The sequence below is a fragment of the Paracoccus zhejiangensis genome (genome assembly GCF_002847445.1).
Classification (GTDB): Bacteria; Pseudomonadota; Alphaproteobacteria; order Rhodobacterales; family Rhodobacteraceae; genus Paracoccus; species Paracoccus zhejiangensis.
Genome location: NZ_CP025430.1, coordinates 3,872,961 through 3,898,355 on the forward strand (window position 1 = coordinate 3,872,961; position 25,395 = coordinate 3,898,355).

Below are 25,395 nucleotides of genomic sequence, written 5' to 3' on the forward strand. Positions count from 1 at the left end.
GGCCGAGCAGGCGCGCATGACCAATCTTCTGCTCCTGCAATTGCTGAACGGGCTGCAGTTCGGCGTGCTGCTGTTCCTGATCGCCGCCGGACTGACGCTGGTGTTCGGGATCATGGATTTCGTGAACCTCGCCCATGGCGTGATCTACATGATCGGCGCCTATCTGGTCGTCACCTTTGCGGGCTTGACCGGCAGCTACGGCCTTGGCCTCTTGCTGACGCTGCCCGCAACGCTGCTGATCGGGCTGGTGCTGGAGTTCCTGATCTTCCGCCATCTCTATGACCGAAGTCATCTCGATCAGGTGCTGGCGACCTTTGGCCTCGTCATGGTCATCACCGAGGCGGTCGAGATCATCTGGGGCGCGGCGCCGCTGACCGTTTCCATGCCCGAGGCGCTGTCGGGCTCGGTCCCGCTGATCGGGCCGCTGCGCTATCCGGTGTTCCGGCTGGCGATCATCGCGGCAGGTCTATTGACCGCGCTTGGCCTGTGGCTGGTGATCACCCGAACGCGGATCGGGATGCGGCTCAGGGCAGGGGCCTCGAACCGGGCCATGCTGTCGGCGCTTGGCGTCGATGTGCGCAGGCTGTTCACGGTGATCTTCGCCTTTGGCGCGATGCTGGCCGGGTTTGCCGGGGCGATGGTCGCGCCGATCCTTGCCGTCGATACCGGCATGGGGGAAAGCGTGCTGATCCTCGCCTTCGTGGTCATCGTCATCGGCGGCATCGGCTCGATCAAGGGCGCCTTCGCCGGGGCGCTGCTGGTCGGCGTCGTCGACACGGTGGGCCGCGTCTTCGGCCCGATCCTCCTGAAGGCGGTGATGGACCCGTCCGCCGCCGCACAGGCCGGGCGGACGCTGGCGCCGATGCTGGTCTATATCCTGATGGCGCTGATCCTCGCGATCCGGCCGGCAGGCCTTTTCGGGCAGAAGACATGAGCCCGCGCCTGCGCAATATCGCCGCGATCGTTATCTTTGGCGGCTTTGCCCTGCTGCCGCTGCTGGCCGGGATGCTGGGCGAAAGCTTCCTGATCGTCATCGCGACCCGTATCCTGGCATTCGCCATTGCCGCCTTGGCGCTGGACCTGATCCTTGGCTATGGCGGCATGGTCAGCTTTGGCCACGCCGCCTATCTGGGGATCGGAGCCTATGCGGTGGCGATCCTGCAGCGCGCCGGCATCACCGATTTGGGACTGCACCTGCTGGCCGCCATCGTCGCGGCGGCACCCTTCGCGCTCGTCACCGGGGCGATCTCGCTGAGGACGCGCGGGGTCTACTTCATCATGATCACGCTGGCCTTCGCTCAGATGGCCTATTTCTTCTTCGTCTCGCTCTCGGCCTATGGCGGCGATGACGGGGTGACGCTGGCCGCGCGCTCGACGCTGCTGGGCGAGCCGCTCTTGGAAAATGACCGGGTGCTGTTCTACGTCACCCTCGGCCTGCTGCTCGCGATCTATCTGCTGGCGCTGAGGATCACCCAGTCGCGCTTTGGCCGGGTGCTGACCGGCACGCGTGAGAACCCGGTGAGGATGCAGGCCATCGGCTATTCACCCTTCCGCTTCCAGCTGACCGCCTATGTCATCTCGGGCTGCTTGGCGGCGGTGGCAGGGGTGATGCTGGCCAACCAGACCGAGTTCGTCTCGCCTGCGCTGATGAACTGGCACCGCTCGGGCGAGCTGATCGTGATGGTGGTGCTGGGCGGCATCGGCAACCTGATCGGTGCGGTTGGCGGCGCGGTGATCGCGCTGCTGCTCGAGGAATTTCTGTCACGCTTTTCCGAGCATTGGCCGCTGTTCTTCGGGCTGATCCTGATCGGGGTGGTGCTGGCCTCGCGCGATGGCGTTAGCGGGCTGATCCGCCGGATCGGAGGCGCGAAATGAGCCTGCTCGAAGTGCAGAACCTGTGCAAATCCTATGGCGCGCTGACCGTCACCGATGATGTCTGCCTCTCGGTCGAGGAGGGCGAGTTGCACGCCATCATCGGCCCGAACGGCGCCGGCAAGACCACGCTGATCTCGCAGCTGTCCGGTCAACTGCCCAGCAATAGCGGCAAAGTCCGCTTCAACGGCGCCGACATCACCCGGCTGGCCATGCCGCAACGGGTGCGGCGGGGACTGTCGCGCAGCTTCCAGATCACCTCAATCCTGCCGGCCTTCTCGGTTCTGGAAAATGTTTCTACCGCCGTTCAGGCCCGCGAAGGCAGCAGCTTCCGCTTCTTCGCCCCGGTGGCATCCGAGACCGCGCTGAACGATCAGGCCCGCGCCGCTCTGGCCCGCGTCGGGCTGGAGGGCCGGGCCGAGGTCCGCGCCGGATCGCTGAGCCATGGCGAGAAGCGGCAACTGGAACTGGCGATTGCGCTGGCCACCAATCCGCGCCTCTTGCTGCTGGACGAGCCGCTGGCCGGCACGTCGGGCCCCGAGGCCGAGCGGCTGATCCGGGTCATCGGCAGCCTGAAGGGCGAGGTGACGGTGCTGCTCATCGAGCATGACATGGACGCGGTCTTTGCGCTTGCGGATCGCATCAGTGTGCTGGTCTATGGCCGCCTCATCGCCACCGGCACCGGCGAGGCGATCCGCGCCGACCGGCAGGTGCGCAGCGCCTACCTGGGAGAGGACGCCTGATGCTGCGGGTCGAGGGATTGCAGGCGGGCTTTGGCGAAAGCCTGGTGCTGCACGGCATCGACCTGCATGTCGATCCGGGCGAGGTGGTCACGCTTCTGGGCCGCAACGGCATGGGCAAGACCACCACCATCAGCACCATCTTCGGCCTGCTGCCGGCCCGCGCCGGCCGGGTCAGTGTGGGCGGCACCGATCTGACCCGCGCCGCGCCGCATCGCCGCGCGCAGGCCGGGCTGGGGCTGGTGCCCGAGGGACGGCAGATCTTTCCCCGGCTCGACGTGCGCGAGAACCTGGTCGCCACCGCGCGCCCGGGTGCCTGGACGCTGGACCGGGTTCTGGCGCTGTTTCCCCGGCTTGGCGAGCGTGCCGGGCATATGGGCCACCAGCTTTCGGGCGGCGAACAGCAGATGCTGGCCATCGGCCGGGCGCTGATGACGAACCCGCGCCTTGTGGTGCTGGACGAGGCGACCGAGGGGCTGGCGCCCTTGATCCGCGACGAGATCTGGGCCTGCCTCGCCGCGCTGAAAGCCGAGGGCGAGGCGATCCTGATCGTCGACAAGAACGTCGATGCCCTGACCCGCCTCGCTGACCGCCACGTGGTGATCGAGAAGGGTCGCGTGGTCTGGACCGGCAGCAACGCCGAGATGGCGGCCTCGGATGCGGTGAAGGACCGCTATCTGCATGTCTGATCGCCGCATTACCCGTTGCACCGCCCGCCAAGCCCGGTTATTGACACCTTCGCTGCACCCGTAGCTCAGCTGGATAGAGCGCTGCCCTCCGAAGGCAGAGGCCAGAGGTTCGAATCCTCTCGGGTGCGCCAATATTTTTCCTCAGACGTCAGACGCGATACTCGCACCGCCTGCGGCACAGCGCCACCAACCGATTGGCTCAATCGTTGCCTGCGCCGGTGCAGATCAGGCCTGCGCAAGCGCCTTGCGTTCCCAATCCTCGGTCAGCGCGTCCTCTGCGCGTGCCCTTGCCCGCTCGGCCTCGCGGCGGGCGGCGGGCGCGTCGCCAAAGCGGGCCACGGCGGCCAGGCAGTCCTGCAGGCTTTCCTGCACCTCCAGCAGGCCGGCACCGTCGCGGGCGATGGGGGTATAGAAGACCGCATAGAGCCGCTCGAGATCCAGCGGCGGCGCATAGACCAGGTCGAACGTGACCTGATCCCGCGTCGCGCGCTGCTCGTGGAGGACTTCCAGCACACGGGTACCGGCGCGCAGCACCTCGATGGCGGTGCCAGGGTCGTTGATGCCGGGCGACAGCGCCTTGCTGGCAACCTCGCCAAGAACGGTCAGCCCGTAGCCCAGGTCCTGGTCGAAGCTGCGCGCCTCGCCAAGCGAGAAGGCCTGCCTGAGGGCGATGTGATCCGCTTCGGCCACCGGGCCGGTCAGGCGCAGCAGGGCCTCGCCGCGGTGGACATATTTCCCGGGCATCCGCAGGATCTGGACCTTGATGCCACACTGCCCGGCGCGGGCCTGCAACTTCTGCAGGTCAACATGGCGGACATGGCCCGACAGGATCGACGAGACGAGCGGCAGCCCGTCCGGCAGGGCATCCGCCCGCGGGATCGCACCAAGGGCCGGGTGGTCGCGATAGAGCCGTGCGGCGGGCTTCGCCGCTTCCTCGATCCGGGCGATGATGTCGCTCATGCGGCCGAAATCGTTCAGATGGGTAACCCAACGCACCAGCGCCCAGGCAATCAGCGCGATATCGGCCAGCGTCGCCACGAACAGGAGCACCCGCGAGTTGTCCGGATAAAGCCCCGCCGACAGGCCGATGATTCCGACGATGCTGAACAGGAACGAGCCGATGAAGACCGAAACGGCGGTCTGCGCGGTGCGATCCTCCTCGAGCAGGCGGGTGGCGCGCGGCGTGGCGTTCGAGGTGGCCGAGCCATAGGCGCCGACGATGATCGACATCGAGAAGGTGGTCACTGCCAGCATCGAGGTGGCAATGATGTTCAGCAGTTCGTCGACCGACCCCGATGCCAGGTCGATCTGCGGCACATAGGGCAGGACCCGGCCCATGAAGGGCGCGACCAGTGCCAGCACCACCCCGGCAAGGCTGTAGAGGATGACCCGCACCCACATCTTGCGCAGCTGCTCGCGCAGCCGCTGAATCCATCCCCTGTCGCGCCAGCTGGTCACTGCCTGTCCATCCTGCGGCCTGCCCTGTCCCTGCGACCTTGTTCGCGGAAAAGGCTGGATACTGCAAGGCAGAGGGCTCATGGCACCGGGTTTGCCGCAGGGCGAGGGGGCCCGTGAAATTACCGTGTGCGCGGGTGCCTTCGCCCTGCTGCGGTTCGCCATCGTCGATGGACCGCCAGACGCAAGTGGGTATCGCGGCGCAGCATCTCGGTTTCCTTGTCCGGATCAGCCCAGCAGGATCGCCCTGAAATCATTCACATTGGTCAGCGTCGGTCCGGTACGGATCAGCGTGCCGAGCCGGTCGAAGAGGCTGTAGCTGTCATGGCCGTCCAGATGATCGCGCGGGCTCAGCCCGGCCTTGCCCGCCGCGGCAAGCGTATCCGGCCCGATCATCGCCCCGGCGGCGTCCTCGGTGCCGTCGATGCCGTCGGTATCGGCGGCCAGTGCATGAATGCCCGGATGACCGTTCAGCGCGAGTGCGAGGCTCAGCAGGAACTCGGTATTCCGTCCGCCCCGGCCGGGCGTCCTGTCGCCGATGGTCACGGTCGCCTCACCGCCCGAGAGCAGCACGGCGGGCGCCTTGACCGGCGTGCCATGCAGGGCGCCGGCACGGGCAATCCCGGCCAGGACGATGCCCAGTTGCGCCGCCTCGCCCTCCAGCGCGTCACCCAGCAGCAGGGGCGTGATCCCGGCGGCGCGGGCGACATCCGCCGCTGCCTCCAGCGACATCTGCGGCGTGGCGATCATGCGGCAATCGGGGGTGAACGCCGGCTGAGCCACCGGAGGGCGCAGCAGGATCTCGCGCGCGGCAAGGGGCAGGTTCGGCCCCAGCCGTGCCACCAGGGGCGACAGGTTCTCGCCCGCCGAAGGATCGGGCACCGTCGGACCCGAGGCGATCGCCGCCGGGTCGTCCCCCGGCACGTCGGAGATCGCCAGCGTCACCAGCCGCGCCGGTGCCGCCGCCTGCGCCAACCTGCCGCCCTTGATCCGCGACAGGCGGCGGCGCACCCGGTTCATCTCCTCGATGGTCAGGCCCGAGGCCAGCAGCAGCCGGTTGACCGCGCGCTTGTCCTCCAGCGTCAACGGCGGCTCGGGCAATGTCATCAGCGCCGAGCCGCCGCCCGAGATCAGCGCAAGCACCAGATCATCCCGCCCGGCCCGTTGCGCGGTCTCGAGGATCTCGACGGCAGCCCTGTGCCCGGCCTCGTCCGGAACAGGATGCGCGGCTTCGCGCACCGTGATCCGCTCGGTCGGCACCCCATGGCCATAGCGGGTCACGACCACGCCCGACAGGTCCACATCCGGCCAGGCCCGTTCCACCGCCCGCGCCATGGCGGCGGCGGCTTTCCCGGCCCCCACCACGATGCAGCGACCGGCGGGCTTTTCGGGCAGGTGACGGGCGAGGACCGTGGCGGGATCCGCCGCCGCGATCGCCGCATCCAGCATCTGCCGCAGCAGCGCCTGTGCTTCCGCGTCCCGCATGGCGACCTCAGACATTCTCGCGGCGAATGGCTTCGCAGACCGCATCGGTGACCTCTTGGGTATTGGCGCTGCCACCGACATCCGGGGTCAGCACGCCATCGGCGCAGACCTTTTCCACCGCCCGCATCAGCCGTTCGGCAGCCGCCGGCTCGCCCAGGTGCTCCAGCATCTGCGCGGCGGTCCAGAAGGTGGCGACCGGGTTGGCGATGCCCTTGCCGGTGATGTCGAAGGCCGAGCCGTGGATCGGCTCGAACATCGAGGGGAAGCGCTTTTCCGGGTCGATATTGGCGGTCGGCGCGACGCCCAGGCTGCCGGCCAGCGCCCCGGCCAGATCCGACAGGATATCCGCGTGCAGGTTGGTGGCGACGATGGTGTCGAGCGAGGCCGGGTTCTTCACCATCCGCACCGTCATCGCATCGACCAGCATCTTGTCCCAGGTCACATCGGGGAATTCCTTGGACACCTCGGCGGCGATTTCGTCCCACATCACCATGCCATGGCGTTGGGCATTGGACTTGGTCACCACGGTCAGGAACTTGCGGGGCCGCGACTGCGCCAGCTTGAAGGCGTAGCGCATGATCCGCGTGACGCCGGCGCGGGTGAAGATGGCGACCTCGGTGCCGACCTCTTCGGGCAGGCCCTTGTGGGCGCGGCCGCCATGGCCGGAATATTCGCCTTCCGAGTTTTCGCGCACGATCACCCAGTCCAGATCGCCCGGTCCGACCCCGGCCAGCGGCGAGGTGATGCCGGGCAGGATCTTCGTTGGCCGCACATTGGCGTATTGGTCGAAACCCTGGCAGATCGGCAGGCGCAGCCCCCAGAGGGTCACATGGTCCGGCACATCCGGCGCGCCGACTGCACCGAAGAAGATCGCGTCGAAGGCCTTCAGCTGCTCGGGCCCATCCTCGGGCATCAGCGCCCCGGTCTTCTTGTAGCGGTCCGAGCTCCAGTCGAACTCGGTCACGTCAAAGTCGAAGCCGCCATCGCGGCGGGCCAGCGCCTCCAGCGCCTGCAGCCCGGCGGCGATGACCTCGGGGCCGATGCCATCGGCGGGAATGGCGGCGATCTTGTAGGTCTTCATCTCTCTGTCCTCATTCGGGTTCATGAGACGAAGCTGCGCCCGGCACGGCGATTCCTCAATTTGCGTGGAATTATATACAGAAGTGAGATAATCTGCCGGCGGAGGCGATCATGGATATCCAGCAGATCAGGTGTTTCCTCGCCGTGGCCGAGGAATTGCATTTCGGGCGCGCGGCGCAGGCGATGGACATGTTGCCGGCCTCGCTCAGCCGGCAGATCCGCTTGCTCGAGGATCGGTTCGAGACCCGGCTGTTCCAGCGCACCACCCGCAACGTCGCGTTGACCGAGGCCGGGATGGCCGTCCTTGACGATGCCCGCGCCCTTGTCGCGCAGGCCGATCGCTTCGAGCAGCGCATCCGGGCGGTCAGGCGCAGCGAAACCGCCGTGCTGAAGGTTGGGGCCATAGACAGCGCCGCCGCCGGGTTGATGCCGCAACTGCTGCAACTGCTGCGCGCGCACCGTCCCGAGATCGACGTGCAGCTGGTCGAGCAGAAGACCATGCACCTGCTGCCCCGCATCCTCAGCGGCAGTCTGGATATCGCCTTCTGCCGCCCGCCCGATATCCGCGACCCGAAGATCCACTTCCAGACGCTGTTCTTTGAAACGGCGGTCGTTGCCTTGCCCGAGACGCATCCCCTGGCAGGTCGTGCCGAACTGACGGTCGAGGATCTGGCCGACGTGCCGCTGATCGTCCCCGATCGCCGCTCGCGTCCGCATTCCCACGACCTCACCATCAAGCTGTTCACCGATGCCGGGCTGACCGCGCGGATCGCCCAGATCGCCGAGGAAAAGCACACCATTGTCAATCTGGTGGCGACGGGAACGGGGCTGGCCATCGTGCCGAAATGGGCCTCGCGCATTGCCGTGCCCGGGGTCCGCTTCGTGCCGCTGCTGCTGCCCGAGGGCACGATGCGCGGCAAGCTGATCCTGGCCGCAGCCTGGGCGCGAGGCACCCGCGACGAGCAGCGCGATGCGCTGCTGGCGGTGCTGGACGAGAACCTGCAGGCTCTCGAAGAGACCGCCTGAGGCGCGGCGCGATCCGCAATTATCACGGATAATAATATAATTTCTGGCAGATTCCCTGCCGGAAGCCGCCTGCCTAAGCCGGTGACGATCCATCCCCTGTCGCGGGGGCCGGAACCGGAACTCGGGAGGAAACCTTGGACCCTGCAACCATCACCCTGCTGCTCTTGCTCTTCGCGATCATCATGTTCGTGTGGGAGCGGATTCCCCTTGCCCTGACAGCGATGATCGTCTGCGTCGCCCTCGTGCTGACAGGCGTCTTGGACGCGGGCGAGGCCTTTGACGGCTTCGTCAACAGCAATGTCATCCTGTTCGTGGACATGTTCATCATCGGCGGGGCGCTGTTCCAGACCGGCATGGCGGCCAAGATCGGCGGGCTGGTCACGCGCTTTGCCCGGACCGAGCGGCAGCTGGTCGTGGCCATCATGCTGATCACTGGGCTGATGTCGGGCTTCCTGTCGAATACCGGCACCGCCGCCGTGCTGATCCCGGTGGTGATCGGCATTGCCGCGAGGTCCGGTTTCGCGCGCTCGCGCCTCTTGATGCCGATTGTCTTCGCGGCGGCCATGGGTGGCAATCTCAGCCTGATCGGCGCACCCGGCAACATGATCGCGCAGGCGGCGCTGCAGGAAAGTGGGCTCAGCTTCGGCTTCTTCGAATATGGGCTTGTCGGCCTGCCGATCCTGCTGGCGGGCATCCTGTTCGTCGCCACCATCGGCTTCCGCCTGCTGCCCGATCACAAGGTCGAAGAGATGGCCGTGGACAGTCAGACCGCGGCGACGGCCGCTGTTCCGCAATGGAAGAAGTCCGCCTCGCTGGTCGTGTTGGTGGTCACCATCCTCTGCATGATCTTCGAGGCGCAGATCGGCATTCGCCTGCATATCACGGGCGCGATCGGGGCCATCGTGCTGATCCTCCTGGGGGTGATCAGCGAGGAACAGGCCTATCGCTCGATCGACGCCAAGACCATCTTCCTCTTCGGCGGCATCTTGTCGCTGGCGACGGCGATGGAAAAGACCGGGGCGGGTCAGGTCATTGCCGAAACCGTGCTGGGCGTGACCGGGCCGGAGACGCCGATGTTCGTCTTCCTGCTTGTCATCTTCCTCCTGGCCGTGGTGATGACGAATTTCATGTCGAACACCGCGACGACCGCGCTGCTGGTGCCAATCAGCCTGTCGATCTCGGCCCAGATCGGTGCCGACCCGCGCGCCGTGCTGATGGCCACGGTGATCGGCGGATCGCTGGCCTATGCGACGCCGATCGGGATGCCGGCCAACGTCATGGTGCTGGGGCCGGGCAGGTATACCTTCATGGACTACACCAAGGCCGGGCTGCCGCTGATCCTCGTCTCGACGGTCGTCGCCATGATCCTGCTGCCGATCCTGTTCCCGTTCTTTCCCTAGGGCCGCCCTGGCTGGATCGCCACCGGGATTCTTCTCGCGGGATAAACAGACGCCGGGCCATTCCGCCCGGCGTCTTCATGTCTTGGTGCCCTATTCCGCAGCGCGTTTGGGCAGGACCCAGTTCGGGCGCGGGAAGTGGCAGGTATAGCCATTGGGGATGCGCTCGAGATAGTCCTGATGCTCGGGCTCGGCTTCCCAGAAGGCGCCGACCGGCTCGACCTCGGTCACCACCTTGCCCGGCCAGAGACCCGAGGCATCGACATCCGCGATCGTGTCCAGCGCCGTCCGGTGCTGGTCTTCCGATGTGTAATAGATCGCCGAGCGATAGCTGGTACCGCGGTCATTCCCCTGCCGGTCGCGGGTGGTCGGATCGTGGATCTGGAAGAAGAATTCCAGCAATGCGCGATAGCTGGTCTTCGCGGGGTCGAACAGGATCTCGATCCCCTCGGCATGGCTGCCGTGGTTGCGATAGGTCGCGTTCGCCACATCGCCGCCGGTATAGCCGACGCGAGTCGCGGTGACGCCCGGCAGGCGCCGGATCAGATCCTGCATGCCCCAGAAGCAGCCCCCGGCCAGAACAGCACGTTCGCTCATCACTTGCCCTCCGCCTGATCGAGATAATCGCCGTAACCTTCGGCCACCATTTCGTCCTTCGGGACGAAACGAAGGCTGGCCGAGTTGATGCAATAGCGCAGTCCGCCCATCTCGCGCGGCCCATCGGGGAAGACATGGCCCAGATGGCTGTCTCCATGGGCCGAACGGACCTCGGTGCGGATCATGCCATGGGTGGTGTCGCGCAACTCGTTCACGTTGGCTTCGACGATCGGCTTCGAGAACGACGGCCAGCCGCAGCCCGAGTTGAACTTGGCAGAGGACGCAAACAGCGGCTCGCCCGAGACGATGTCGACATAGATGCCCGGCTCGAAGTGATGGTCATACTCGCCGGTAAAGGCGCGCTCGGTGCCGTTCTCCTGCGTCACGCGATACTGTTCCGGGGTCAGGCGGGAAATGGCGTCGTCGGATTTCGTGTAGCTCATCTTTGGTCCCCTTGTTGTTCGCTGCCGGATATGTAGGCAGGCCAGCCGCAAATTTCCAATGGGCTCGCAGGATCGTTTCTCCCCCCGTCGGCTCAACCCACCGGCTGGACTGTCCGGCCGGCCTCCAACTCGGCCATCAGCGCCTCGATCCGGCGCTTGCGCTCCCTAGCCTCGGCGATCAGCGCGATGATCGCCTCGCGCTTCTTGCCCAGAAGCGCCAGCGCGTCGGTACAGGAGACGATATGCTCACCGGTGCCGATCTCGACATCGGAGATCTCGCGCAGGGTGAAGCCAAGGCTCTGCGCCTGCTCGATGAACTGCAGCAGGGTGATCAGCCTCGTGTCATAGTCGCGGTAGCCATTCGGACCGCGCTCTGCCGCCGGAATGATCCCTTCACGCTCGTAGAACCTGATGCGCGAGGTGGTGACGCCCGCGGCTTTCGCGATTTCTCCGATTTTCATGGCGAGGGCCCTTGACCTTAAACCTAGGTTCAAACCCTATATAGGCTGCGAACCGAGATCAAGGATCGCAACCATGCTGGATTTCTCGCAGAACCCGACGCTTTTCGACCCGCTGACCCTGCCCAACGGCCAGGTCATCCCCAACCGCATCGCCAAGGCGGCGATGGAGGAAAACATGGCCGACCGCCGGCATCTGCCGGGCGCCGACCTGCTGGGCCTTTACCGGCAATGGGGCGAGGGCGGGGCGGGCATGATCATGACCGGCAATGTCATGGTGGCCGCCGATGCCGTTACCGGGCCGGGCGGGGTGATCCTCGACGCGCGCCAGCCGCTGGACCCGTTCCGGGCCTGGGCCGAAGCGGGCAAGGCCCATGGCGCGCGGATGTGGATGCAGATCAACCATCCGGGCCGGCAGGTCTATGTCGCCACCAACCCGGAAGCCATCGCGCCTTCTGCCGTTCCGGTTGAGATCGCGGGCTATTCCAAGCTTTTCACCAAGCCCCGCGCGATGACCGAGGCCGATATAGCCCGCGTCATTGGCCAGTTTGCCGAGACGGCGGCACTGGCTGAAAAGGCCGGGTTCGACGGGGTGCAGATCCATGCCGCCCATGGCTATCTGCTGAGCCAGTTCCTGTCGCCGCTGACCAACCAGCGCGAGGATCGCTGGGGTGGCAGCCTTGAAAACCGCGCCCGCATCCTGATCGAGATAGTTCGCGCCACCCGCGCCCGCGTCAGCCCCGGCTTCGGGGTGGGGGTCAAGCTGAACTCGGCCGACTTCCAGAAGGGCGGGTTCGAGGCGGCGGATGCCGTGGCCGTGGTGCAGCTGCTGAACGGTGAGGCGGTGGACCTCGTGGAAATCTCGGGAGGGAGTTACGAAAGCCCGGCCATGCAAGGCCGGCCCGCCAGCGCCAGCACCCGGGCGCGCGAAGCCTATTTCGTCGATTTCGCCCGCGACATCGTGACGGTTGCGCAAATGCCGATCATGGTGACCGGGGGCATCCGGCGCCTCGCCACCGCCGACGATGCGCTGGCGCCCGAGGACGGTCGCGCCGGTGTGGCGATGGTCGGTATCGCGCAGGCGATGGCCTATGCGCCCGACCTGCCGAAGCAGTGGCGCCGGGCCGAGCGCGTGGTGGACGTGCCGGTGGTGCGCTGGAAAAGCAAACCGCTTGCCGGCCTTGCCACCATGGCGCTGGCCAAGCTGCAATTGCAACGCATGGGCAAGGGCCGCGCGCCGACCTTCAGTGCATGGGCACCCGGCGTGGTGATCCGCGACCAGATCCGCACGCGGCTTCGCAACCGCCAGTATCGCAACTGGTTGAGCCAGCGCGCCGAGCGGTGAGGGCTGCGGCAAGTCCCGGCATGGGGCAGGGGAGGGGCGGCAGCAAGACGCATGGCAAGGTAGCGTTGCGCCTGCAGGAGATCGGGCATCGCACGCACCCTTATCGCAGCTGCCGTCCGAACCCTTATGCCAACGCGGGCTGCCTGCCAGTTACTGAGCGTTTAGAATGAGGACCTTTCTTGCAGGCGAGGTCATAGACACCCAGACAGAACGCCCCGGGTAGGCGCGCTGTCCGATGTCGCAGGGGGTGCTCCAACAGGGCTGCACGATTACCTGCCCAGGACTACTTATGGCCCAGCAGCGCAACAATTTCTCGGCTGTGCGAATCAGCCTAACGATACATCCTTTGGTTGCAATAAGCACTGTGGTCAGGCTGCTACATGGCAAGGCAGGTTACCGGCGACCGACAGTTTCCTACCCTCGGAACAGTATCGAGGGGCAGGTGACGTTACGGCATGAAACGAGGGTCAAGTCGCCAGGGAAATTTTAATCGTTTGTTAAGAAACGATTTTTTATCAAGCAATATTAACCATTTGCACTCTGTGCAGAGGTGCAGGACTGCAACACTGGCTATTTAGCCAAGTAGGCAATTCGGCAAACACCTGCTCAAAGCACCTCAACATGGTTAACTTTTTGTTGATTGGTCCGCCGCGAGCCGGCGGACACCGGGGGACGGGGTAACTATTTTGCTGGCAGCAACTGACCTTGGCGTCAGCTGCGGCTTCGACGGACCGAATAATACCCGTTCAGGTTGCGCCGCTTCGCCGACGCAGCAGGAGCGGCCCTTGTTCTGGCCGCGCGAGACCGCGCTTGAACCGGCAGTCGCCGGCACAGATGCGCTGACCCTGTATCCGCAGGGCTGCCGGATCGCCATGCGGCATCCTGTCCTGTCCGAGGGTCACCCCCAACTTCGCCAGCCTCGTCACCAGACCCAGTTCGGCGAGACGTTCACCATAGAGTCCAAGAAGATCTACCCGGCCGTGCCCTGCACCGCGCCGGCCGCGTCGGAGAGCTGAGCCATGTCCATCGGTAAATTCTTGCGTTCCAGCTCTCGCACCGACAGCCCCGCCGAGATCGAGCCCACCACGAAGCGCGCTGGCTGGTCAGCCGCGCTTGGCCGTCACGCCTCGGCCCTGCGCCGCGCTGCCGCCGCCGCCCTGATTGCGGTGGGGGGGCTCGCGGGAACGGCGGACACGGCTTCGGCACAGATTGTTGATTTCCACCCAGAACTGACCCGGGTTTTCCATCGAGAATTGACCCACCTTGAGATTATGTTGGTCGGGTCATGACCGGGTCAAGACATCAGAGGTCTCCTTCTTTTTTCTGGTCGCAGCAGCCGAGCTTGCCTTGAAGCGGAAGCTGTCATTGCCGGTTTCCAGGATGTGACAGCGGTGGGTCAGGCGATCGAGTAGCGCGGTGGTCATCTTGGCATCGCCAAAGACCGTCGCCCATTCGCTGAAGCTGAGATTGGTGGTGATGATGACGCTTGTGCGTTCGTAAAGCTTGCTCAGCAGGTGAAAGAGCAATGCGCCGCCTGATGCGCTGAACGGCAGGTATCCCAACTCGTCCAGGATCACGAGATCCAGCCGCATCAGGGTTTCAGCCAGTTGGCCGGTCCTGCCTCTCGCTTTCTCCTGCTCGAGCGTGTTGACCAGTTCTATGGTCGAGAAGAACCGGACCTTACGGCGATGATGCTCGATGGCCTGAATGCCAATGGCGGTTGCGACATGGGTCTTCCCGGTGCCTGGGCCGCCGATCAGGACAATGTTCTCGGCGCCGCCCATGAACTCGCAGCGATGCAGCTGGCGCACAGTCGCCTCATTGACTTCGCTGGCCGAGAAGTCGAAGCCTGACAGGTCCTTATAGGCGGGAAAGCGGGCGATCTTCATGTGATAGGCGACTGAGCGAACTTCTCGCTCGGCCATTTCGGCCTTCAGCAGTTGGGTGAGGATCGGCACGGCGCTTTCGAAGGCTGGTGCGCCTTGCTCGATCAGATCGGTGACGGCTTGCGACATGCCATGCATCTTGAGGCTGCGGAGCATGATCACGATGGCGCCGCTGGCAGGATCATGACGCATGGCGGCCTCCGGTCATGTGCGCGCGCAAGCCATCATAGCGTTCGACATTGGCCTTGGGCTCTCGGCGCAGATGCAGAGCCTGGGGCGTGTCGATGGGTGGTCCGTCGGTCTTTCCGTCGATCAGGCGGTGCAAAATGTTCAGCACATGGGTCTTGGTCGCGACGCCCTCGGACAGGGCAAGTTCGACCGCGGTCAGCACCGCTTGCTCGTCGTGATGCAGGACCAAGGCCAGGATATCGACCATCTCGCGATCACCGCCAATCCGCCGTAGCATCTGCTCCTGCAGCCGTTTGAAGGCAGCGGGCAACTCGGCAAACGGGGCTCCGTTGCGCAGGGCACCGGGTTTGCGCTGGATGACGGCGAGGTAATGCCGCCAGTCGTAGATGGTGCGCGGCGGCAGGTGGTGCGAGCGCTCGATCACCCGCTCATGCTCGCACAAAATCTGCCCTTCGGCGGCAATGACCAGGCGCTCGGGATAGATCCTGAGGCTCACAGGGCGATTGGCAAAAGACGCCGGCACGCTGTAGCGATTGCGCTCGAAGCTGATCAGGCAGGTCGGTGAGACGCGCTTGCTTTGCTCGACAAAGCCATCGAAGGCAGGCGGCAGGGCCATCAGCGCGGCCTGCTCCTCGGTCCAGGCATCGGCGATGCTGCCGGCACGGGTTCCATGTGGGATCTCCCGCCACAGTTCCATGCAGCGCTGCTCCAGCCAGGCGTTCAGGGCTGCCAGGTCCGGGAAGTTGGGCATTGGCTGCCACAGCCGCGGGCGCGCATCCTGGACGTTCTTCTCGACCTGTCCCTTCTCCCAGCCCGACGCCGGATTGCAGAATTCCGGCTCGAAGACATAGTGATTGGCCATGGCGAGGAAGCGCATATTGACCTGACGCTCCTTGCCGCGGCCAACGCGATCCACAGCGGTCCTCATGTTGTCGTAGATTCCCCGCCCAGGAACGCCGCCGAAGACGCGAAAGCCATGCCAATGGGCGTCGAACAGCATCTCGTGGGTTTGCAGCAGATAGGCGCGAACCAGGAAAGCCCGGCTGTGTGACAGCTTGATATGGGCGACTTGCAGCTTGGTGCGTTCTCCGCCCAACACCGCGTAATCCTCGCTCCAGTCGAACTGGAAGGCCTCCCCCGGGCGGAAGGCCAGCGGCACGAAGGTACCGCGTCCCGTGGTCTGCTGCTCGCGTTGCCGGTCGGCGCGCCAGTCACGAGCAAAGGCGGCGACGCGATTGTAGGAACCGGTATAGCCGAGCGCGACCAGATCGGCGTAGAGTTGCTTCAATGTCCGGCGCTGCTTGCGCGACTTCGTCGTCTCAGTCTTCAGCCAAGCCGCGAGCTTCTCGGCGAACGGATCGATCTTGCTCGGGCGCTCAGGCACCGAGAACTTCGGCTCGATCGTGCCCGCGTTCAGATACTTCTTGATGGTGTTCCGAGATAGCCCGGTCCGGCGGGCTATCTCGCGGATCGGCAGCTTCTCACGCAGCGCCATCCGCCGGATGATATTCAAAAGTCCCATGTGGATCACTCCGTTGCTCCCCGCCGCTGATCGCGTTGGGGAAGGGTCACATGGGTCAAATCTCAATGGAAATTACGCGCCAACCCGGGTCAGTTCTGGGTGGAAATCAACACTGATCACCCTGACCCCAGGCGTGGCACCCACGCCGGCTGCCGGCTCGATCACCATGAACCCGGACGGCAGCATCACGGTCGCCCCCGGCACCACCGCCGGCACCTATAGCTACCCCTATACCATCTGCGAGAACCTGAATCCCGATAACTGCTCGACCGCGACGGCGACCGTAACCGTTGGCATGTCGATCATCGAAGCGGTGGACGACGAACTGTCCGACCAGCCCGTCGCGGGCGAGGGCGGCGGCGACCTGCCCTCGGTTCTGCTGAATGACACGCTGAACGGCGTGGCGGTCGATCCGGCGCTGATCACCCTGACCCCGGGCACCGCGCCGGCGCCGGCCGCCGGCAGGATCATCATGAACCCGGACGGTACCATCACGATTGACCCCGGGACCACCGCCGGCACCTATACTTACGAGTATACGATCTGCGAGAACCTGAACCCCGAGAACTGTTCGACCGCGACGGCGACCATCCTGGTCACCGAATCGGGGATCATGCTCGACAAGATCGCGACGCTGGATGATGGCGGGGACGGGGTGGCCAATGTCGGCGACCGCATCACCTATGCCTTCACCGTCCGCAATACTGGCACCGTGCCGCTGACCGATGTGACCGTCAGTGACCCGCTGGTGACGGTCAGCGGCGGCCCGATCGCCAGCCTGGCGGCAGGGGCCACGGATAGCACCACTTTCAGTGCCGTCCATGTGCTGACGCAGGAAGACCTGGATGCCGGCCGGTTCGAGAACTCGGCCAGCGCCTCGGGTATCGATCCCTTTGGCGTGACCTATACCGATGTCTCGGACGACCCGGCCAACCCCACAAATGCCGACCCCGATGACGATGGCAACCCGGATGATCCGACCATCGTCCTGCTGCCCGCCATGCCCGAACTGTCGGTCGAGAAAAGCGCGACCCTGAACGATGGCGGCGATGGCATTGCCGAGCTGGGCGATACCATCAGCTACAGCTTCACCGTCATCAACACCGGCAATGTCACCCTGACCGATGTCAGCATTGATGACGATCTGGTCGCCGTCACCGGCGGACCGATCGCGAGCATGGCCCCGGGCGACCGCGACGAGACCACCTTCACCGCTGTCTATGCGCTGACCCAGGCCGATCTCGATCGCGGCCGTGTCGACAACATCGCGACCGCCTCGGGCACCGATCCGCAGGGCGCACGCGTGACCGACCTGTCCCACGACCCCACCGACCCGGATGCAGGCCCCGACGGGCCGACTGTGATGCTGCTCATCACCGACGATCCCGAGCTTGATGCCTCGAAATCGGTCAGCAACCAGAACCCGCAAATGGGCGAGATCATCACCTATACGCTGACCTTCGAGAATACCGGCACGGTCGATGCCATCGACGTCCGGATCCTCGACGAGCTGCCGCCGGCGGTGCAATACGTGCCCGACAGCGCCCGGATCGCGGGCGAGGAGGTCGATCCCGTGGTCGCTGGCCGCAGCCTGGTCTGGTCGCCCGTGGACATCGCCCTGGGCGAGAGCCTGGTCATCACCTTCGATGCGCGGGTGACCACGATGGAGGCCGGCGAGACGGCGGTGAACCGGACCTGGGCCACCGATGACGAGGGCAATACCATCTCGGACGTGGCCGAGGCCGAGATCACCCGGCGCGCTGAACATGTGTTCGATTGCAGCGATGTGATCGGCAAGGTCTTCGACGACCGCGACATGGACGGCTATCAGGACGAGGGCGAGACCGGTATTGCCGGCGCCCGGGTCGTGACGCTGGCGGGCGAGCTGATCACCACCGACGAGCATGGCCGCTTCAGCCTGCCCTGCGCGGCGCTGCCGGGCGGCACCGGCGAGAACATCTCGCTGAAGCTCGACACCCGCTCGCTGCCGACGGGCTATCGCGTCACCACGGAAAACCCGCGCGTGGTGCGGGCGACGGCGGGCAAGATGGTGCGCATCAACTTCGGCGTCTCGATCGGCAAGGTTACCGATGTGGACCTGATGGATGCCGCCTTCCAGCCCGGCTCGGCCGAGATGACCCGACCGCTCAGCGATGGCATCGCCCAACTGGTCGAGAGCATCCGCAGCACACCGGGAATGATCCGCCTCTCCTATTACCACCGGGGCGAGGACCGGCGGCTGATCGATGCGCGACTGGATGCGGTCGAGCAGCTGCTGACCGATCTGTGGCGGGATCGCGGGCGCTACAAGTTGAATATCGAGCGCACCTCGAAGCAGATTCAGTGAGGCACGGCACATGTTGAACCCCAGAATGATCACGCGCCTGCTCTGCGGCACTGCCCTGCTGACCCTGATGGCAAGCGGCGTGCTGGCGCAGCCGATCCCCGATGCCGACTGCTCACTGGCGGGCGGTACGCTGCCCGAAGCCTGCGAGCGGCCGGAGGCCGGCACCGCCGTCACCATGCCGGCGGGCGAGAATACCGAGATGGTCGCCGGCCCGCCGCCCTCGATGGGGGGCACCGGCTTCCAGATCGTCATCGATGGCGCCCCGGTCTCGGGCGATCCCGATGTCGAGGACGTCATCCGGCAGACCGACCTGGCGCTGGACGCAGCCGACATCAAGGTCAGCTTCGACAGCCTCGGCGCCAAGAAACGGCTGGATGTGCAGCGCAGCGATTCCGATCGCCCGCTGGAGCCGGGCGAGACGGTCACCGTTACCAGCCGGCTGAACTATCCCGCCTATGTCAGCAAGGGCGAGATCCGGGTCATCGACCGCGCCGGTCGCGGCTCGTCCGGGCGCACGCTGGCCATCCTGCCGATCGATCCGAACGGCCAGGCCAGCTTCGCCATGCCCGAGGGCGACCGCATCGTCATCGTCCACCGCGTCTATGACGCACGTGGCCGCTATGACGAGACCGTGGATATCCCGCTGTCCATCGCCGATGATCGCGGGCTGTCGGAACTGGCCGAGGAAGGCACCGACGCCACCGCCCGCCGCGCCATCCCGGTGCAGGGCGGCGCGGTCACCGTCTCGGGCGAGAATGTCGATCCCGACGGCACCGTCTATGCCCTGGGCGAGGCGATCCGCCCTGCCTCCAAAGGCAACTTTGCCCTGCAGCGCATCCTGCCGGTGGGCGAGCATGCCATCGAGGTCAAGGTCGTCGATCCGGTGCAGGAGCTGAGCTTCTCGCGCGATATCGAGATCCCGCGCTATGACATGTTCTACACCGCCCTGACCGATGCCACGGTGGGGGTGAAGGATATCGACGGCAGCCGCGACACCTATACCGAGGGGCGGCTGGCCTTCTATGTGAACGGCTACAATGCCAACGGGGTCGAGTTCACCGTCGCTGCCGATACCCGTGACAATGACATCCGCGATCTCTTCTCCAGCTTCGACGAGAAGGACCCCTCGAGCCTGCTGCGCCGGATCGATCCCAATGAATATTACCCGACCTATGGCGACGGTTCGTCCATCGTCGAGGACGCCCCGACCCAGGGCAAGATCTATGTCCGGGTCGAGAAGGACAAGAATTACGCCGTCTGGGGCAATTCGCAGGCCGAGCTGAAGAATACCGAATACCTGCGCAACGAACGCGTGCTCTATGGTGCCAATGCGCATTGGGAATCGCAGGCCCAGACCAGCCATGGCGAGCCCCGTGCGCAGGCGACGTTCTATGCCGCGCGCCCCGACAACCTGCCGCAGCGCGACGTGCTGCGCGGCACCGGCGGCTCGATCTATTTCCTCAGCCGGCAGGACATCACCCGCGGCTCGGAGGTGGTCAGCGTCGAGCTGCGTGATCCCGATAGCGGCCGGGTGATCGACCGCCGCTATCTGGTGGCCGGCACCGATTACGAGGTGAATTACCTGCAGGGCAGCATACGCCTGGCGCAACCGCTGCAATCTTCCTCGGGCGGTGGCGTGGTCGTCACCAATCCGGGCGGCGATGCCGAACTGAACCTTGTGGTTCAATACGAATATACCCCGGTCGGGCTTTCGGTCGAGGGTGCCACGCTGGGGGGGCGGGTCGAGGGCTGGGTGACGGATGAGCTGCGTCTCGGCGCCACCGCCCAGAAAGAGGATACCGGCACCGCCGATCAGAAGGCTTTCGGTGCCGACCTGCACTATCGCCTCGGCGAGAACAGCTATGTCGAGGCCGAGTATGCCAAAAGCGAGGGGCCGGGCTATGGCTTCCGCAGCTCGACCGATGGCGGGCTCATCTATGACACGACCGATGCCGATGACGGCACCGGACGGGCCTTCCGGCTGGAGACCGAGCTGGACCTGCAGGAACTGGGGCTGACAACCGAAGGCACGGTCTCGGCCTATTTCGAGGACCGGCAGGCGGGCTTCACCTCGCTTGACTATACCGTCGGCACCGGCGAGCGGCTCTGGGGGTTTGACGTCGATATCCAGGCTTCCGAGCGGCTGGCCTGGCGGGTCTATGCCGAGGATTTCCGCAACGATCAGGACCGCCGCGACAGCGAGGCCGGGGCGGAAGTGCTGTGGAGCCCGGACAGCGTGAACACGCTGGCGCTCGGCGTCGAGCATGTCCGCCGCCGCAGCCCCGAAGAGACCGGCAACCGCACCGACATGGCGCTGCGCTATACCCGCCAGGTCACCCCGCGCTTCAGCTGGTCGCTTCTGGCGCAAGCCACCCTGGCCCATGAGGGGCTCGAGCGGAACAACCGCCTTGGCGTCGGGGTCGAGCGCGACTTCGGCAATGGCTGGACCGTGGCCGGCGAGGTCTCGGACGGCACGCTTGGCGTCGGTGCCGATATCCGCGCCGAATACGAGCGCGAGGATGGCAGCAGCCTCTACTTTGGCTACGAGCTCGATCCGGATGACTTCGACCGCACCGGCACCTTCGACAGCTTGAGCGAAAGCAAGGGCAAGTTCGTCTTCGGCGGTCGCCGGCAGGTGAACGACACCACCGCCTTCTATGGCGAGAACACCTATGACATCGAGAGCGACCGCGATTCGCTGACCAGCAGCTATGGCGTCGATTACAGCCCCGACCAGTTCCTGACCTACAGCTTCGGGCTGGATGTGGGCCAGATCCGCGATGATCGCAGCGGCGATTTCAAGCGCCATGCCATCAGTCTCGGCGCGAAGTACGAGGACGAACAGCTGACCGCCTCGGGCCGGCTCGAATTCCGCCGCGAGCGGGGTGACGAGATCGTGCCCCCCCCGCGTGGATGACCGCGATGCCGACACCATCCTGTTGACCGCGAACGCCACCTACAAGATCGACGAGTCCCGCACGCTCTTGGGCTATGTCGATCTCGCCGATACCGATACCGACGAAAGCTCGATCCGCGATGGGCGGCTGACCGATGTGGTCGTGGGCTATGCGGTGCGGCCGGTGACCAATGACCGCTTCAACATGCTGTTCAAGTATCGCTACTACTACGACATGTATGGCCAGACCGTCGACGGCACCGACAATCGTGGCCCGCGCCAGAAGAGCCATATCTTCACCGTCGATGCCGAATATGACCTGAACCAGCAGTGGTCGCTCGGTGGCAAACTGGGCGGGCGGCTGTCGGAAAGCGCCTCGACCAGTTCCTCGGGCTTCTATGACAATGACGCCTGGCTCGCGGTGGTCAATGCCCGCTACCACCTGGTGCACAACTGGGACATCCTGCTGGAAGCCCGCGCCCTGCATCTCGAACAGGCGAAAACCACCGAGCTTGGCGTCCTTGCCGCCGCCTACCGCCACTTTGGCAACAATATGGAAGTCGGGGTCGGCTATAACTTCGGAGACTATTCCGACGACCTCGCCGACCTCACCCGCGACGACAAGGGCCTCTTCCTCAACGTCATCGCAAAGTTCTGATCAGACCACAGAAAAAAGACACAAACAGGCCCGCGGAAGAAAAACCGCGGGCTTTGTTCCATCCGCAGGCCCTGCACGGCGCGAGCCGGCCTCGTCAGGCCGCACGGTCCGCAAGATCGCCCGTCGCCTGCTCGGCAATCGAACTCAGCATCGCGCGAGTGGGGCGGGTGCGGGCAAGCACGTTCAGCCCTTGCGCCACGCAGACCAGGTAGGTCGCACGCTCCGAGGCGCGATGCGCATCGGCGTCGGGGGCATCGCGCTGGATCGCGGTCAGGAAGGCCGTCTCGAGCCGCTTGTAATGCGCGGTCATGATCGCGTTGACCTCTTCGTCGCGATCGCCAAGCTCGAGAAAGGCATTGGTCCCGAGACAGCCCCATTGGCGGCGGCCATCGACGATCCCGTCGACGAGATAGGCGAAATAGGCGCGGATGCCGGCACTGCCGCTGTCGGCGGCCTGGATGCGAGCGATGCCCTCTTGCGTGACCGTTTCGAGATAGCGGCGCATCACCAGGAAAAACAGCTCGCGCTTGCTGCCGAAGGCGGCATAGAGGCTGCCGGGGTTGAGGCCCATCGCGGTGCATAGCTCCTGCATGCCCGCACCCGCATAGCCACGCTGCCAGAAGACGTTCATCGCGCCTTTCAGGGCCTTTTCCTCGTCGAACTCGCGATGCCTCGCCATGACGCCAAACCGTTCCCTTGCTGCGATCCCTGTCTTGCCCGCCGTGCGATCCCTGATCAAGTCCTACCCGAATTATTCCTGAATTGACATTCAAGAATATTTCTGAATTCATATTCAAGAATAAGCACCGGAAAACGGTCGTTTAGGGTTGCCCTGCCCAGGCAAGCTGGGTCGGCCGACCCTCGCAAGGGAGGGAAACTGAATGTCTGCCTACCAAAAGGAATGGCGCCAGACGCTGCTTTATGGCGCGCTTTACGTGCTGATGGCCCATACCGGCCTCTTCGCCTGGCTCCTCGGGACCGACAACGACCTGCGCCTCTTCGGCTTTCCGCTGCACTATGCCGTGGCGCTGGTGCTGGGGTCGCTTGGCGTGCTGATCGTGTCGATCTTCTGGAACAGGTCCGCCGACCGGCTCGAGGACGAGATCGAGGCCGAGAACCGCCTTGCCACCCAGCCCGCCGGGAGCATCGCAAAATGACCGAATCCGACTGGCAGATCCAGAACATCTGGCTGGGCCTTGGCATCACGCTGGCGGTCTTCGCGCTCTACTACCTCGTTGCGCTTTTCTCGCGGCAAAAGACCCATGACTCGGCTGATCTCTACCTCGCGGGGCGTTCGGTCGGCCCGCTGGTCAATTCGCTGGCCGCTTCCTCGACCTGGATGAGCGTGGCGACCTTCCTGGGTGTCGTGGCGCTGATCCAGCAGCTGCACCTTCCCTTCGTCTACATGTGGATCCAACTGATCCTGTCGGTGCCGCTTCTGGTGCTGCTCTACGGGGCCTCGCTTTACCGCATGGGGGCGTTCACCTCGGTGCATTTCGTCCAGCAGCGCTATGGCCAGCGGGCCGGCTATCTCGCGGCGGGCTGGATGCTGCTGATCATGCTGATGTACATGGTCGGCCAGTTCATCGGCGTCGCCAAGGTCTTCGAGGTGCTGCTGGGCCTGCCCTATACCTCGTCGCTGATCATCTCGGCACTGGTTATCACCGGCTATATCACCATCGGCGGCATGAAGGGCGCGACCTATAACGACGCCATCCAGATGGTGATCATGATGCTGGCCCTGCTGGTGCCACTGGCGGCGATCCTGAAGGCGATGGGGGCATCGGGTTACTGGTTTCCGCCGCTCGGCTATGGCGATCTGACCGATGTCCTGCTGGAGCGCATCCCGACCTTCTTCGACCTGAAATTCGAGCCGCGCTTCTACCTGGCGCTGTTCGTCGCCCTGACCATCGGCACGCTGGGGCTGCCGCAACTGGCGCAGCGGGTGCTGACCTCGGACAGCATCCGTTCGGCCCGGCGGGTGGTGCCGTGGTTCTGCCTCTGGGTCGGGCTGATGTTCCTCGGCACCTATGCGATGGGCGTCGCGGGGGTCTATCACTTCGCGCTGATCGGGCAGGACCTGTCGCCCGAGGCCGCCGACAAGACCACGCTGCTCCTGAACCTGGCCTATAACCCGGACTGGGTGTCGGCCTTCGTCATCGCGGGCGTTCTGGCGGCGGGCGTATCGACCATCGCCGGGCTGATGATCGGGGTGGCGACCATCGTGGGCCATGACATCGTCGGCTCGCTCCGCCCCGATCTGTCCGAGATCAAGCGCCTGCGCTATGGCTACCTGGCGCTTGCCGGGACCGGGATCGTGTCGCTGCTGGTTTCGCTGAACCCGCCGGCCTTCCTGATCACCTCGATCTTCTGGGCCTTCGGTCTCTGCGCGACGGCGGTCACGCCGATGATCGTGCTGGGTGTCTGGTCCACGCGGATCAACATCTGGGGCGCGATGACGGGCAGTGCCGTTGCGGGCCTGCTTTATATCCTGCTGTCGCCCTATGTCTTCCCCGGCCTGTCGATCGGCAGCGGCATCATCGCCAACCTCGGCTATTCGGTGGCGCTGATCTCGGTTCCGGTGGGCTTCATCCTGACCATCGCGGTCTCGCTGCTGGCCGAGCGGATGCTGCCCGATCTGGCCGCGCCCGAGCGCGCGCGTGCGCAGGAACTGGTCGAGCGGATCCATGGCTGGGCGACGGTCACGCGCCAGCGCTATGACGGCAGCCGCTGGCTGCTGATCCTCTGCGCCCTGTGGTTGCCGGTACTGGTCTGGGGGATGATGCCATGGTCGCCGTGATCGAGGACCAGCGCTCATCCCTGCTGGCGCTGATCGGCATCCCCGTCGCCGGTCTGTGCTGGAGCCTCGGGGTCTGGACCGCCCGGCAGCCGCTGCTTGCCCAGCAGGGTCTGGATGGCCCCGGCTCGATCACGCTGATCACGGCAGGTGGGCTTGCACAGACCGTGGCGCTCTGGGCCTGCTTTTCGGCGGTGACCTGGGCCATGGTCCGCGCTGCCGGTGGCCGGCTGCCGCTGCTGCGGGTGATGGAACTGGTGTCGCGGGCGGCGCTGCCGCTTTGGGTCGCCCTGCCTGCCGCGGCCCTGTGGCTTACCGCGCCCGCCGGTAGGGCCGGGCCGGCCGCTGCCGTTGCGATGCTGGCCGGGCTGGCCTTCTTTGCGCTTCTGGTGCGGCAGCTGTCGCTGGCGGCCGGCTGGGGCGGGCTGCGCGCGGCGCTGCCGGTCGCGGCAGCCGTCATCTTCGTTGCAAGCATCTTCACGCTCGCCGCCTGAGAAACGAACCGAATGGAGG

Annotated in this window: 24 protein-coding genes and 1 tRNA gene; 16 read left to right on the top strand and 9 right to left on the bottom strand. The window is 65.3% G+C overall.

The features are described 5' to 3' along the window. The first annotated feature begins 16 nt into the window (after nt 1-16). From CX676_RS18820 to CX676_RS18840, 5 genes are all read left to right on the top strand, one after another. The gene (locus CX676_RS18820; RefSeq protein ID WP_101753936.1) at nt 17-934 is read left to right on the top strand and encodes a branched-chain amino acid ABC transporter permease; all 918 of its coding nucleotides are present in this window, start codon (nt 17-19) and stop codon (nt 932-934) included. Next, nucleotides 931-1,875 carry a branched-chain amino acid ABC transporter permease gene (locus CX676_RS18825; RefSeq protein WP_101753937.1) on the top strand — a complete coding sequence of 315 codons (945 nt, stop codon included), beginning with the start codon at nt 931-933 and terminating at the stop codon, nt 1,873-1,875. Before CX676_RS18820 ends, CX676_RS18825 begins: the two co-directional genes overlap by 4 nt. After that, nucleotides 1,872-2,615: an ABC transporter ATP-binding protein gene (locus tag CX676_RS18830; RefSeq protein WP_101753938.1), complete on the top strand. Its 744-nt coding sequence runs from the start codon at nt 1,872-1,874 to the stop codon at nt 2,613-2,615. The genes CX676_RS18825 and CX676_RS18830 overlap by 4 nt, the downstream gene beginning before the upstream one ends. Continuing rightward, nucleotides 2,615-3,301, top strand: a complete 687-nt coding sequence (locus CX676_RS18835; protein WP_101753939.1) for an ABC transporter ATP-binding protein — start codon at nt 2,615-2,617, stop codon at nt 3,299-3,301. Before CX676_RS18830 ends, CX676_RS18835 begins: the two co-directional genes overlap by 1 nt. 54 nt (nt 3,302-3,355) lie before the next feature. Then, nucleotides 3,356-3,432: transfer RNA gene (locus tag CX676_RS18840), tRNA-Arg, on the top strand. A gap of 94 nt (nt 3,433-3,526) precedes the next feature. Here CX676_RS18840 and CX676_RS18845 read toward each other — a convergent pair. The 3 genes from CX676_RS18845 to CX676_RS18855 all read right to left on the bottom strand — a co-directional run bounded on the left by CX676_RS18845 (nt 3,527) and on the right by CX676_RS18855 (nt 7,322). Then, nucleotides 3,527-4,759 carry a DUF2254 domain-containing protein gene (locus tag CX676_RS18845; protein WP_157935992.1) on the bottom strand — a complete coding sequence of 411 codons (1,233 nt, stop codon included), beginning with the start codon at nt 4,757-4,759 and terminating at the stop codon, nt 3,527-3,529. 225 nt (nt 4,760-4,984) lie between these two features. Then, entirely contained in the window at nt 4,985-6,241 is a 1,257-nt protein-coding gene (locus CX676_RS18850; RefSeq protein WP_198590242.1) for a glycerate kinase type-2 family protein, read from the bottom strand. Nucleotides 6,242-6,248: 7 nt separating this feature from the next. After that, the gene (locus tag CX676_RS18855) at nt 6,249-7,322 is read right to left on the bottom strand and encodes a tartrate dehydrogenase (protein WP_101754446.1); all 1,074 of its coding nucleotides are present in this window, start codon (nt 7,320-7,322) and stop codon (nt 6,249-6,251) included. Between the two features lie 110 nt (nt 7,323-7,432). On the opposite strand from CX676_RS18855, the gene CX676_RS18860 reads away from it, so the two are divergent. Continuing rightward, complete coding sequence (locus CX676_RS18860; RefSeq protein WP_101753942.1) at nt 7,433-8,347, top strand: LysR family transcriptional regulator; 915 nt, start codon at nt 7,433-7,435, stop codon at nt 8,345-8,347. 134 nt (nt 8,348-8,481) lie between these two features. Next, nucleotides 8,482-9,747, top strand: a complete 1,266-nt coding sequence (locus CX676_RS18865) for an SLC13 family permease (RefSeq protein WP_101753943.1) — start codon at nt 8,482-8,484, stop codon at nt 9,745-9,747. A 90-nt stretch (nt 9,748-9,837) separates the two neighbouring features. On the opposite strand, the gene msrA is transcribed toward CX676_RS18865, so the two are convergent. From msrA to CX676_RS18880, 3 genes are all read right to left on the bottom strand, one after another. Continuing rightward, a complete protein-coding gene (msrA, locus tag CX676_RS18870; RefSeq protein WP_101753944.1) occupies nt 9,838-10,341 on the bottom strand; it encodes a peptide-methionine (S)-S-oxide reductase MsrA in 504 nt (167 codons plus the stop codon). Continuing rightward, nucleotides 10,341-10,784, bottom strand: coding sequence for a peptide-methionine (R)-S-oxide reductase MsrB (msrB, locus tag CX676_RS18875; protein WP_101753945.1), 444 nt, complete (start codon nt 10,782-10,784; stop codon nt 10,341-10,343). Before msrB ends, msrA begins: the two co-directional genes overlap by 1 nt. Before the next feature lie 92 nt (nt 10,785-10,876). Further along, nucleotides 10,877-11,245 carry a MerR family transcriptional regulator gene (locus CX676_RS18880; protein WP_101753946.1) on the bottom strand — a complete coding sequence of 123 codons (369 nt, stop codon included), beginning with the start codon at nt 11,243-11,245 and terminating at the stop codon, nt 10,877-10,879. Nucleotides 11,246-11,318: 73 nt separating this feature from the next. Here CX676_RS18880 and CX676_RS18885 point away from each other — a divergent pair, with 73 nt between their 5' ends. The 3 genes from CX676_RS18885 to CX676_RS18895 all read left to right on the top strand — a co-directional run bounded on the left by CX676_RS18885 (nt 11,319) and on the right by CX676_RS18895 (nt 13,876). Then, on the top strand, nt 11,319-12,587 hold the full coding sequence (locus CX676_RS18885) for an NADH:flavin oxidoreductase/NADH oxidase family protein (protein WP_101753947.1): 1,269 nt from the start codon (nt 11,319-11,321) through the stop codon (nt 12,585-12,587). A gap of 785 nt (nt 12,588-13,372) precedes the next feature. Beyond that, complete coding sequence (locus CX676_RS18890; RefSeq protein ID WP_101753948.1) at nt 13,373-13,603, top strand: hypothetical protein; 231 nt, start codon at nt 13,373-13,375, stop codon at nt 13,601-13,603. 3 nt (nt 13,604-13,606) lie between these two features. Further along, nucleotides 13,607-13,876, top strand: coding sequence for a hypothetical protein (locus tag CX676_RS18895; RefSeq protein WP_101753949.1), 270 nt, complete (start codon nt 13,607-13,609; stop codon nt 13,874-13,876). Here the strand turns inward: CX676_RS18895 and istB are convergent. Continuing rightward, nucleotides 13,871-14,665 carry an IS21-like element helper ATPase IstB gene (gene istB / locus CX676_RS18900; protein WP_101751536.1) on the bottom strand — a complete coding sequence of 265 codons (795 nt, stop codon included), beginning with the start codon at nt 14,663-14,665 and terminating at the stop codon, nt 13,871-13,873. The two genes, CX676_RS18895 and istB, sit on opposite strands and share 6 nt — an antisense overlap. Next, a complete protein-coding gene (gene istA / locus CX676_RS18905) occupies nt 14,655-16,184 on the bottom strand; it encodes an IS21 family transposase (RefSeq protein ID WP_101752186.1) in 1,530 nt (509 codons plus the stop codon). The genes istB and istA overlap by 11 nt, the downstream gene beginning before the upstream one ends. A gap of 133 nt (nt 16,185-16,317) precedes the next feature. On the opposite strand from istA, the gene CX676_RS18910 reads away from it, so the two are divergent. Genes CX676_RS18910 through CX676_RS18920 form a run of 3 tightly spaced genes read left to right on the top strand, consistent with a single transcriptional unit; the run spans nt 16,318 to nt 22,085 of the window. Then, nucleotides 16,318-18,531 (top strand): DUF11 domain-containing protein, encoded by a 2,214-nt coding sequence (locus tag CX676_RS18910; RefSeq protein ID WP_198590243.1) that lies wholly within the window; start codon nt 16,318-16,320, stop codon nt 18,529-18,531. A gap of 10 nt (nt 18,532-18,541) precedes the next feature. Then, on the top strand, nt 18,542-21,448 hold the full coding sequence (locus tag CX676_RS18915; RefSeq protein WP_232816531.1) for a TonB-dependent receptor: 2,907 nt from the start codon (nt 18,542-18,544) through the stop codon (nt 21,446-21,448). Continuing rightward, nucleotides 21,441-22,085, top strand: coding sequence for a hypothetical protein (locus CX676_RS18920; RefSeq protein ID WP_101753952.1), 645 nt, complete (start codon nt 21,441-21,443; stop codon nt 22,083-22,085). The genes CX676_RS18915 and CX676_RS18920 overlap by 8 nt, the downstream gene beginning before the upstream one ends. A gap of 94 nt (nt 22,086-22,179) precedes the next feature. Here the strand turns inward: CX676_RS18920 and CX676_RS18925 are convergent, their stop codons facing one another. After that, nucleotides 22,180-22,764: a TetR/AcrR family transcriptional regulator gene (locus CX676_RS18925; RefSeq protein ID WP_101753953.1), complete on the bottom strand. Its 585-nt coding sequence runs from the start codon at nt 22,762-22,764 to the stop codon at nt 22,180-22,182. 202 nt (nt 22,765-22,966) lie between these two features. Between CX676_RS18925 and CX676_RS18930 the strand changes: the two genes are divergently transcribed. The 3 genes from CX676_RS18930 to CX676_RS18940 are packed head-to-tail and all read left to right on the top strand — an operon-like array spanning nt 22,967 to nt 25,376. Next, on the top strand, nt 22,967-23,242 hold the full coding sequence (locus CX676_RS18930; RefSeq protein WP_101753954.1) for a hypothetical protein: 276 nt from the start codon (nt 22,967-22,969) through the stop codon (nt 23,240-23,242). Beyond that, nucleotides 23,239-24,885, top strand: coding sequence for a sodium:solute symporter family protein (locus CX676_RS18935; protein WP_101753955.1), 1,647 nt, complete (start codon nt 23,239-23,241; stop codon nt 24,883-24,885). The genes CX676_RS18930 and CX676_RS18935 overlap by 4 nt, the downstream gene beginning before the upstream one ends. Then, complete coding sequence (locus CX676_RS18940) at nt 24,873-25,376, top strand: hypothetical protein (protein WP_101753956.1); 504 nt, start codon at nt 24,873-24,875, stop codon at nt 25,374-25,376. Before CX676_RS18935 ends, CX676_RS18940 begins: the two co-directional genes overlap by 13 nt. The last annotated feature ends 19 nt before the right edge of the window (nt 25,377-25,395 follow it).

Excerpts from the sequence above, each read along its gene's own strand:
- CX676_RS18820 (WP_101753936.1), top strand. The coding sequence starts at position 17 with ATGACCAATCTTCTGCTCCTGCAATTGCTGAACGGGCTGCAGTTCGGC.
- CX676_RS18825 (WP_101753937.1), top strand. The coding sequence starts at position 931 with ATGAGCCCGCGCCTGCGCAATATCGCCGCGATCGTTATCTTTGGCGGC.
- CX676_RS18830 (WP_101753938.1), top strand. The coding sequence starts at position 1,872 with ATGAGCCTGCTCGAAGTGCAGAACCTGTGCAAATCCTATGGCGCGCTG.
- CX676_RS18835 (WP_101753939.1), top strand. The coding sequence starts at position 2,615 with ATGCTGCGGGTCGAGGGATTGCAGGCGGGCTTTGGCGAAAGCCTGGTG.
- CX676_RS18850 (WP_198590242.1), bottom strand. The coding sequence starts at position 6,241 with ATGCGGGACGCGGAAGCACAGGCGCTGCTGCGGCAGATGCTGGATGCG.
- CX676_RS18855 (WP_101754446.1), bottom strand. The coding sequence starts at position 7,322 with ATGAAGACCTACAAGATCGCCGCCATTCCCGCCGATGGCATCGGCCCC.
- CX676_RS18860 (WP_101753942.1), top strand. The coding sequence starts at position 7,433 with ATGGATATCCAGCAGATCAGGTGTTTCCTCGCCGTGGCCGAGGAATTG.
- msrA (WP_101753944.1), bottom strand. The coding sequence starts at position 10,341 with ATGAGCGAACGTGCTGTTCTGGCCGGGGGCTGCTTCTGGGGCATGCAG.
- msrB (WP_101753945.1), bottom strand. The coding sequence starts at position 10,784 with ATGAGCTACACGAAATCCGACGACGCCATTTCCCGCCTGACCCCGGAA.
- CX676_RS18880 (WP_101753946.1), bottom strand. The coding sequence starts at position 11,245 with ATGAAAATCGGAGAAATCGCGAAAGCCGCGGGCGTCACCACCTCGCGC.
- CX676_RS18885 (WP_101753947.1), top strand. The coding sequence starts at position 11,319 with ATGCTGGATTTCTCGCAGAACCCGACGCTTTTCGACCCGCTGACCCTG.
- CX676_RS18895 (WP_101753949.1), top strand. The coding sequence starts at position 13,607 with ATGTCCATCGGTAAATTCTTGCGTTCCAGCTCTCGCACCGACAGCCCC.
- istB (WP_101751536.1), bottom strand. The coding sequence starts at position 14,665 with ATGCGTCATGATCCTGCCAGCGGCGCCATCGTGATCATGCTCCGCAGC.
- istA (WP_101752186.1), bottom strand. The coding sequence starts at position 16,184 with ATGGGACTTTTGAATATCATCCGGCGGATGGCGCTGCGTGAGAAGCTG.
- CX676_RS18915 (WP_232816531.1), top strand. The coding sequence starts at position 18,542 with ATGTTGAACCCCAGAATGATCACGCGCCTGCTCTGCGGCACTGCCCTG.
- CX676_RS18925 (WP_101753953.1), bottom strand. The coding sequence starts at position 22,764 with ATGGCGAGGCATCGCGAGTTCGACGAGGAAAAGGCCCTGAAAGGCGCG.
- CX676_RS18930 (WP_101753954.1), top strand. The coding sequence starts at position 22,967 with ATGTCTGCCTACCAAAAGGAATGGCGCCAGACGCTGCTTTATGGCGCG.
- CX676_RS18935 (WP_101753955.1), top strand. The coding sequence starts at position 23,239 with ATGACCGAATCCGACTGGCAGATCCAGAACATCTGGCTGGGCCTTGGC.
- CX676_RS18940 (WP_101753956.1), top strand. The coding sequence starts at position 24,873 with ATGGTCGCCGTGATCGAGGACCAGCGCTCATCCCTGCTGGCGCTGATC.